Below are 7,111 nucleotides of genomic sequence, written 5' to 3' on the forward strand. Positions count from 1 at the left end.
TGAGTGCTCCCTGAGAACCCCACCAGAACCTCGTTCGCCCCATATAAAGACGCCGGTCCCCGCAGGCATGGGAAACACAGGGTTGCCGGGCGGTGATGCGAAAGAACGCACTATCCGAATACTTGTCTGACTTCTGTGAACTCCTGTGAATTCCCTGTCCGGTGAGGCGTGCGATGCCTACGATCACCCAGCCGGAGGGGGGCTCCGCGATACGACCCGAGGCCGGGAGCACCGGTGACGGGGCGGTCGGCGTCGTACGCCCTGCTCGGGCTGCCCACGACACCCACGCATCCCAGGAGCCCTGAGTGATACGTGCCTTCAAGGCACTTCCCGCCGCAGCCCTCGCGCTCGCGCTGAGCGGCGCAGGCGTCCTCGCGGCGCAGCCCGCGACGGCGGCCGACGAGCCGGCACGGCCCACGGTCACCCTCGACCCGCCCGCCGCGCCCAAGACCTCCGCCAAGGAACTCCGCCAACGAGTGATCAAGGCGGCGGAGGACCAGGCGACACCGGCGACGGACGACGCCTCGTCGGAGGACGCCCCGTCCTCCTCATCCCCGTCCCCGTCTCCGTTCATCATCGGCGGCAGCGAGACGACGATCTCCGCCGCCCCCTGGATGGTCCAGCTCGCGTACTACGACGCGGCGACCGACGAGGGCTCCTTCTGCGGCGGCACCCTGGTCGCCCCGAACAAGGTCCTCACCGCCGCCCACTGCCTCGACGGGCTCGACTGGACGGCGAACGGCGCGGTCCTGGCCGGCACGACCGACCTGTACGACGACACCACCGGCACGGTCGCGGGCGTCCTGCGCCAGTGGGAGCACCCGAAGTACGACGGGGAGCTCATCAAGAACGACGTCGCCGTCCTCACCCTGGACCGCCCGCTGGAGCAGAAGCCGCTGCGCCTGGCCGCGTCCGACGACGGCTCGCTCTACACCGCCGGCACGCAGGGCACGGTGTACGGCTGGGGCCTGACCTCCGGCGGCACGGACGCCCAGCTGTCCGCGAAGCTGAAGAAGGCGACGCTGCCGCTGGTCAAGGACACAACCTGCGACAGCGCGATGAAGTCGGTCCTCGGCACGGACTACTTCGCCGAGGGCTCCATGGTCTGCGCGGGCACCCCGGCCTCCGGCGGCGACGCCGGCACCACGAGCACCTGCAACGGCGACTCCGGCGGCCCCCTGGTCGTCGGCGGCAAGGTCGTCGGCATCGTGTCCTGGGGCGTCACCGGCTGCGTCGCCAAGGGCGCCTACCCGGTCTTCACCAAGGTCTCCTCGTACACCTGGGCCGCCCAGCCCCGGATCGACGACACCGACCTGACGTACGACGGTCGCGCGGACCTCCTCGCCCGTACGCCCTCGGGGAACCTCTTCCAGCAGGACAGCAAGGGCACGTCGCTCGCCGCGCGCGCCTACCAGGGCAACGGCTGGCAGAACGCGAGCTGGGTCATGCAGGCCGACCTGGACCGGGACTTCTACCAGGACCTGATCATCCGGGACAAGAACGACGGCAAGCTGTATCGCAGCTACATGAACCACTCCACCTGGGAGTGGACCTGGATGCAGATCAGCTCGGTCTGGGGCGGCTACAAGTCGTACGCGATCCCCGGCGACCTCACCGGTGACGCGCTCCCCGACCTCGTCGCCCTCGACGCCGACGGTTCGGTCTACCTCTACCCCGGCAAGGGCAACGGCCAGTTCAACACCAAGGTCCGGGTCGTCAACAAGGCCTGGAAGGGCGCCAAGCTGCTCGGCCGCGGTGACTTCTCCGGCGACGGCAAGGCCGACCTCCTGGTCCGCTTCGCCGACGCCTCGCTCTCCCTCTACAAGGGCACCGGCAAGGCCTCGACCCCCTGGTCCCCCCGCATCAAGGCCCGCACGGGCTGGAAGTTCACCGCCTACGTGACCAACGGCGATGTCACCGGCGACGCCATCGCCGACGTGATCGCCCGCGACTCCGGCGGCACCCTCTGGCTCTACCCCGGCACCAACAAGGCCTCCACGTCCCTGTTCGCCACCCGCATCAAACTGGGCACGGGCTACAACCAGTACAACGCCCTGTTCTAGGAGCACGAAGCACAGCGACGAGGCCCGCGCCCTGTTTTCCAGGGGCGCGGGCCTCGTCGCTGTGCTGAAGACTCAAGGGCAACCAGTGCTTTCAAGGGGCGCGGGGAACTGCGCGACAAGCCACGACGAACCCGCGGTCAGCAGCCGACCTCAAGCCCTACGGCGCTACCCGCTCCCGAACTACCCGCTCCCGAACTACTCGCACCCACACGACCGCCGAGTAACCAGCTTCGACGGAAACAGCTTCACCCGTTCCCCCCGAGACCCCGCCACCCGAATCCCGTCATCGAGCACCAGATCCACCGCGGCCCGAGCCATCCCCGTACGATCCGTCGCGATCGTCGTCAGCGGCGGATCCGTGAGCGCCGCCTCCTTGACGTCGTCGAACCCGGCGACAGCCAGCTCACCCGGCACCTCGATCCGCAGCTCACGCGCGGCCCGCAGCACCCCGATCGCCTGGTCGTCCGTGGAACAGAAGATCGCCGGCGGCCGCCCCGGCGCCGCCAGCAGCTTCAGCGCCACCTGGTACGCGTCGTACCGGTTGTAGGGCGCCTGGTACAGCCGACCCTCGGTCGGGATCCCGGCCTCGTCCATCGCGCGGCGCCAGCCCTCGACATGGTCGGAGACGGGGTCACCGACGAGCGGGGTCTCGGCGATACCGCCCATACAGGCGACGTACTCGTAGCCGTGGGAGAGCAGATGCTCCACGGCGATCTTCGCGCCGCCGAGGTCGTCGGTCACCACGGCCACGTCGTCGATCGCCTCGGGCCGCTCGTGCAGCAGCACGACCCGCGCGTCCCAGGCCTCTATCTCGGCGGCGGCGTTGTCGTTGAGGGCGTGGCTGACGAGGATCAGTCCGGAGACGCGCATCCCGAGGAACGCCCGCAGATAGTGGACCTCGCGCTCGGCGACGTAGTCGGAGTTGCCGACGAGGACCATCTTGCCGCGCTCGGCGGCCGCCTGTTCGACCGCGTGTGCCATCTCGCCGAAGAACGGCTGACGCGCGTCCGGGACGATCAGGCCTATCAGCTCGGTGCGCCGCGAGGCCATCGCCTGGGCGACGCGGTCGGGCCGGTACGCCAGTTCCTTGATGGCGGCGAGGACACGCTCGCGCGTGGCCGGGGCAACCGGCCGGGGTCCGTTGTTGATGACGTAGCTGACGACGGCGGTGGACGTACCCGCCAGTCTTGCCACGTCATCCCGAGTCACCTTGGCCACGCGCGGAGTCTACGCGGATAAAACGCCCCTGGGCAGGGCGTACGGCATCCTCCCTGTGCGGTGGCTGTGCGTAGGCCGCCCCGCGGGGACCCGGCGGGGCCGGCCACTACGCCTCGGCCGCGATCTCGACGGTGTCCAGGGGCGCCGTCTCGTCCGCATCCGCCGTCTTTGGGGAGGGCGAGGGGGCGGCCTTGGCCTTCGCCTCGTCACCGCCGCGCTCCGCCTTCTCGGGCGTAACGAATCGATAACCGACGTTCCGGACGGTTCCGATCAGTGACTCGTGCTCGGGGCCGAGCTTGGCGCGCAGCCGTCGTACGTGGACGTCGACCGTGCGCGTACCGCCGAAGTAGTCGTAGCCCCAGACCTCCTGCAGCAGCTGGGCGCGGGTGAAGACGCGGCCCGGGTGCTGGGCGAGGTATTTGAGGAGCTCGAACTCCTTGAACGTGAGGTCGAGGACGCGCCCCTTGAGCTTGGCGCTGTAGGTCGCCTCGTCCACGGAGAGATCGCCGTTGCGGATCTCCATCGGGGAGTCGTCGTTGACGATCTGCTGCCGTCCCATGGCGAGCCGCAGTCGCGCCTCGACCTCCGCGGGACCGGCCGTGTCGAGAAGGACGTCGTCGATGCCCCAGTCGGCGGTGACGGCGGCGAGACCGCCCTCGGTCACGACGAGGATGAGGGGGCAGCCGGGGCCGGTGGAGCGGAGCAGCTGACACAGGCTGCGGACCTGCGGGAGGTCACGGCGTCCGTCGATCAGGATGACGTCCGCACCGGGGGTGTCGACGAGAGCGGGGCCTTCAGCCGGAGCCACGCGCACGTTGTGCAGCAGCAGCCCGAGGGCCGGAAGCACCTCCGTGGAAGGCTGGAGGGCGTTGGTCAGGAGCAGCAGAGAACTCATACGTCTGGTTCCTCCTCGGTCCCTGCGAGGACGTGTGTGGCACTGCGGAACCACGATGCCGACCGGGCGGTCGACTACGGGGTCTCGCAATGTTCTGCTCTGCGATCCCGGGGCCCGTATACCTGCGGTCACCTGGAGTTTCCCGCTCGTATACAACGCTTCCGAAAGCACAAAAGGACCCGGGGGCGACATTGCCCGAGTCCTCTGTCCAGCAGAATAGCCCACATGAGTGCTGGTCCGGCAGGTCATGTGACGCGATCTTTCGACATTCCGAACTCTGAGACGGCCGATCGAACCTCTTCGAGGCCGCCCCGAACCCCTTTGCGCAGGTTTCTGCGCACTGACGACGGGGTGAATATCGATGCCGTATACGATCCCAAGTCCGTTGTATACAAAGGCTCGGACGACACCGGAACTCCACCCTCCGGCCACCTTGCCGACCCCCTCGCCGGCCATCTCGCCGTCGTCGTCGCCCACGGCTTCACGGGTGACGTCGACCGCCCACATGTTCGAAGGGTGGCGGAGGTGCTCGCCCGGTACGGGTCCGTCGTCACCTTCTCCTTCCGCGGCCACGGAAGATCCGGCGGCCACTCCACGGTCGGCGACCGCGAGGTGCTCGACCTCGCGGCGGCGGTCCGCTGGGCCCGCGAACTCGGCCACGCGCACATCGCCACGGTCGGCTTCTCGATGGGCGGCTCGGTCGTCCTGCGCCACGCGGCCCAGCCGGACGCGGGCACGGACGCCGTCGTCTCCGTCAGCGCGCCCGCCCGCTGGTACTACCGCGGCACGGCCCCCATGCGCCGCGTCCACTGGCTCATCACCCGCCCCGCCGGCCGCCTCCTCGGCCGCTACGGCTTCCGCACCCGCATCCACCACCGCGACTGGAACCCGGTCCCGCTCTCCCCGGTGGAGTCGGTCCCCCTGATCGCCCCGACCCCCCTCCTGATAGTCCACGGCGACCGCGACGGCTACTTCCCCGTCGACCACCCCGAAATGCTGGCGGCAGCGGCGGGCGACGACGGGGAACTGTGGCTGGAGCGCGGCATGGGGCACGCGGAGAACGCGGCGAGCGAGGAATTGCTGGGGAGGATCGGGGAGTGGGTGGCGAAGAGGGGGACGGGTACGCCGCCCCACTAGCGGCGGCGCCTCGCCACCTGGGCCGCGCCCGACCCTTCAGGGGCGCGGGGCCGCTTCGATGTGCGGCTGAGCCGCGTGGGCGCGACAAGCCCCCACCGGCCCGCGGTTTCCCCACTGCGCCAACCGCCCCGTAGCCTGACCCCGACACGACTAATACACGAGGAACGCAGATGCCAAAGGGCACCGTCCGCTACTGGGCCGCGGCCAAGTCCGCAGCCGGCCTCGCCGAGGAGCCCTACGACGCGGCCACCCTCGCGGACGCCCTGGACGCGGTCCGCGACCGACACCCCGGCGAACTCACCCGCGTACTGCGGCGATGCTCGTTCCTCGTCGACGGGAACCCCGTGGGCACCCGTGCGCATGAGACGGTACGTCTGGCCGAGGGCGGCACGGTCGAGGTGCTCCCGCCGTTCGCAGGAGGGTGACCCCCACATCATGAGCAACCAGCCGTACGGCTACGAGGGCCACCAGGGACAGCCGGGCCAGCAGGGGCAGCAGGGGTACGACGCGTACCAGGAATCCCAGCGGTACGGGGCCCCGGCACAGCCCCAGCCCCAGTGGCAGGGCTACGACGAGGGCCAGGCCGCCCAGGCCCAGCAGTACACCCAGCAGTGGGAGGGCCAGACCTGGGAGACCCAGATCCAGCCGTCCACACCGCCCGCGGCCCACCTGACGGAGACGGCGTACCTGCCCCAGCAGACCGACGGTCCGAACGGGCCGTACGGCGCGAACGGGCAGTACGGCCAGCACTCCTCCCAGTACGGCCAGAACCCGCAGCAGGGCCAGTACGCGCCCCAGGCCCAGCAGCCGCAGGCGCCCGCGCACGCCCAGCACCATGCCCAGCCCCACGTCCAGGCGCAGCCCCAGCCCCGGACCGAGCCCGTCGCGGAGGGCGAGCCCGGCTATGGGCCGCCCACCCTCACCGGCAACACCCGGGTCACCGACGCCCAGCGGGCGCGGGCCGAGGGGCGGTCGCCGATCATCGATCCCGGGATGCAGCCGGCGCTGATCACGGCCGTACTGGGCCTGCTGCTGGCCGGTGCCGCGGCGATCGGCGAGTACGCGCTCGCCGTACCCCTGGTGGTCCTGCAGGCGGTGACCGCGGCGGGCTGGTTCCGGCTGAACGGCATGTGGCCGGCCCGGCAGGGCATCGTGCTGGCCTTCGCGGGCGCGCTCGCGGCGGACGCGGCGCTCTTCACGGCGGGCCGGGAGCACGCGCCCGCCGCGATCCTCGGCACGCTCGGTGTGTGGGTGCTGCTCGGGATCGTGCTCGGGCTGCGGAGCCACGCGGATCCGGACGAGCGGATGTACGGGCTGATGGCGACGGTGGCCTCGTCGGCGCTGGCGATCATCGCGACCGGGTACCTGGCGGCCGTGGCGGACGCGGTGACGGTGGGTGGGGTCGCGGTGGCGGTGGCTGTGGTGGCCCGTGCGCTGCCGTTGCCCGCGGTGGCGTCGGTGGTGGTGTCGCTGTTGGCGGCGACCGGGGCGGGAATCGCCGTGGGTGGTGCGACGGGGCTGGGGAGTTCGGGGGCGTTGCTCGGGGCCGGGGCCGCGCTCTGTGCCCTCGTCGGCCACCGGGTCGCCGCCTATGACTACCCGTCCCGCTTCGTCCACTTCACCGCGGGTGTCGCCCTCCCGCTGACGGCGGCGGCGCCGGCGGTCTACCTGCTGGGCCGCGCCCTCGCCTGACCGCCCCCTTTTCGCCCCCGCCGCCCCTACCCGTCCCATCCCCAGGGGCTGCGCCCCTTCGACCCCCAAGGCGCGCCTCCGGTGGGGGCTGGTCGCGCAGTTCCCC

Annotated in this window: 6 protein-coding genes; 4 read left to right on the plus strand and 2 right to left on the minus strand. The window is 70.8% G+C overall.

What is annotated here, in order from left to right:
• Positions 1–305: 305 nt before the first annotated feature.
• A complete protein-coding gene (locus ABT147_RS40980; protein WP_351416225.1) occupies positions 306–2,063 on the plus strand; it encodes a trypsin-like serine protease in 1,758 nt (585 codons plus the stop codon).
• 195 nt (positions 2,064–2,258) lie between these two features.
• On the opposite strand, the gene ABT147_RS40985 is transcribed toward ABT147_RS40980, so the two are convergent.
• Positions 2,259–3,281 carry a LacI family DNA-binding transcriptional regulator gene (locus ABT147_RS40985; protein WP_351416227.1) on the minus strand — a complete coding sequence of 341 codons (1,023 nt, stop codon included), beginning with the start codon at positions 3,279–3,281 and terminating at the stop codon, positions 2,259–2,261.
• A gap of 106 nt (positions 3,282–3,387) precedes the next feature.
• On the minus strand, positions 3,388–4,176 hold the full coding sequence (locus ABT147_RS40990; protein ID WP_351416230.1) for a response regulator transcription factor: 789 nt from the start codon (positions 4,174–4,176) through the stop codon (positions 3,388–3,390).
• A gap of 225 nt (positions 4,177–4,401) precedes the next feature.
• Here ABT147_RS40990 and ABT147_RS40995 point away from each other — a divergent pair, with 225 nt between their 5' ends.
• The 3 genes from ABT147_RS40995 to ABT147_RS41005 all read left to right on the plus strand — a co-directional run bounded on the left by ABT147_RS40995 (position 4,402) and on the right by ABT147_RS41005 (position 7,005).
• Entirely contained in the window at positions 4,402–5,313 is a 912-nt protein-coding gene (locus tag ABT147_RS40995; protein WP_351416233.1) for an alpha/beta hydrolase, read from the plus strand.
• A 170-nt stretch (positions 5,314–5,483) separates the two neighbouring features.
• On the plus strand, positions 5,484–5,738 hold the full coding sequence (locus ABT147_RS41000) for a MoaD/ThiS family protein (RefSeq protein ID WP_351416235.1): 255 nt from the start codon (positions 5,484–5,486) through the stop codon (positions 5,736–5,738).
• A gap of 10 nt (positions 5,739–5,748) precedes the next feature.
• Complete coding sequence (locus ABT147_RS41005; protein WP_351416237.1) at positions 5,749–7,005, plus strand: hypothetical protein; 1,257 nt, start codon at positions 5,749–5,751, stop codon at positions 7,003–7,005.
• Positions 7,006–7,111 lie beyond the last annotated feature (106 nt).

The organism is Streptomyces sp. NPDC001868, assembly GCF_040297125.1.
Lineage (GTDB): Bacteria > Actinomycetota > Actinomycetes > Streptomycetales > Streptomycetaceae > Streptomyces.

Bases quoted from the DNA above. Each gene is read 5' to 3' on its own strand.
- ABT147_RS41005 (WP_351416237.1), top strand. From the start codon at position 5,749: ATGAGCAACCAGCCGTACGGCTACGAGGGCCACCAGGGACAGCCGGGC.
- ABT147_RS41000 (WP_351416235.1), top strand. From the start codon at position 5,484: ATGCCAAAGGGCACCGTCCGCTACTGGGCCGCGGCCAAGTCCGCAGCC.
- ABT147_RS40995 (WP_351416233.1), top strand. From the start codon at position 4,402: ATGAGTGCTGGTCCGGCAGGTCATGTGACGCGATCTTTCGACATTCCG.
- ABT147_RS40990 (WP_351416230.1), bottom strand. From the start codon at position 4,176: ATGAGTTCTCTGCTGCTCCTGACCAACGCCCTCCAGCCTTCCACGGAG.